This is a genomic window from Mesorhizobium sp. M5C.F.Ca.IN.020.29.1.1 (genome assembly GCF_003997375.1).
GTDB lineage: Bacteria > Pseudomonadota > Alphaproteobacteria > Rhizobiales > Rhizobiaceae > Mesorhizobium > Mesorhizobium wenxiniae.
In genome coordinates this window covers 1-1,344 of record NZ_RZSW01000960.1, presented here as the reverse complement: position 1 = coordinate 1,344, position 1,344 = coordinate 1, and the positions used below count along the sequence as shown (strand labels likewise).

Here is a 1,344-nt window from a genome sequence, read left to right as displayed (position 1 = left end):
CTATATATATATATATATATATATATAGATCCTGCAACCGCGGTGATCGGTATACCGCCGGCCAGGAACAGTGGCCAGAGTTGGTCCAGCACTAGGGCTTTCTCGATTGACGTTGCTCGACCCAACGGCACAGTCTCGTAATTAGAACAACGCATTGCGAAAAGCCCTTATTGAGTGCATGGGGGCGTGGGTTGCCTTGACGATCCGGCCGCAAGTGCTAGAATGCCATTCTTAATGGAACAGGAAGATCACGCGTGAGAGTCGTTAACTCCCTCGTCGAACGATGTTTCGCGGTCATCGAACTGCTGGCCAACGAAGCTTGCGCGATGCGTCTGGGCGAAATTGCAGACAAGCTCAATCTGCAGAAGAGCGCTGCCCACCGGATGCTCAACGTTTTATGCGAAATCGGCTGGGTAGAACAAGAGCAGGTGACCGGCTTTTACAAGCTTTCACTTCGACTCGCGATATTGGGGCAGCGTTTCCTGAGCGCGACGCATTTGACGGACGTTTGCCAGCCTGTTTTAGAGGAACTGGCGGCGGAGAGCGCAGAACTTGTCCGGATGGCTGTCGTGCAAGGCGAGACCCTGACGTGGATAGCGCAGGTCCAAGGCGCAAGGAATGGTCTAAAGTATCAACCGGAAATGGTCGCAAGAGTTCGTCTTGCGACCACCGCTAACGGAAGAGCCTACCTGTCGACGCTCAGTCCTAAAGATGCGCTACGCATAGCCATAAAGAGTGGCGACGACGGGCAGGACGGAGCGATGGCCTCCGTGGAAGACTTCATGGATGAACTGAAATTGGCCCGAAAACGCGGCTGGGCAATTTCCGATGAGGCAGCCGAGCCGGGTGTGGTGGCAATTGCAGCCCCAATCACTTTGGCAAGTGGCCAAACGGTGGGTACCGTCAGCGTCGCCGGTCCCAGCTCCCGCCTCACTCCGGAACAGCACGACAAGACCGCGTCCTCGGTTCTCGCTACCGCGGCAAAGCTGGCAGAGTTGTGGCCCTTGAGACAATCGCGCGTCCAGGAAAACTGACTGGACTTGTGTTCTGATTCGCCGGTGTGAATAGCCTATCCCAGCTCCGCTCCGACGCGGGGCGCCATAGCCCAGCAAACCGCGTCTGGCGAGCTCAGAAATCGCGCGCCCGGCCCTAAGGTTACTTGAATCGGTAGACGCCGAGCTTCTCGAAGGTCGAATAGATCCGATTTGCGTAGTCGGCGAATTGTGGATACTCACCGAGATGCGCCGGTCGCGGCCGCGGCAGATCGATGACAATTTCCTCCACGATCTGGCCCGGGGATTGTGACATGACCAGCACCCGATCCGAGAGCCCTATAGCCTCATC

At 56.6% G+C, this 1,344-nt stretch carries 1 protein-coding gene and 1 pseudogene; one reads left to right on the top strand and one right to left on the bottom strand.

What is annotated here, in order from left to right:
* Positions 1-254: 254 nt before the first annotated feature.
* Positions 255-1,034: an IclR family transcriptional regulator gene (locus EOA85_RS35395; protein WP_127212740.1), complete on the top strand. Its 780-nt coding sequence runs from the start codon at positions 255-257 to the stop codon at positions 1,032-1,034.
* 121 nt (positions 1,035-1,155) lie between these two features.
* On the opposite strand, the pseudogene EOA85_RS35390 reads toward EOA85_RS35395, so the two are convergent.
* Positions 1,156-1,344 (bottom strand): annotated as a pseudogene (locus tag EOA85_RS35390) (ABC transporter ATP-binding protein); the annotation flags it as partial.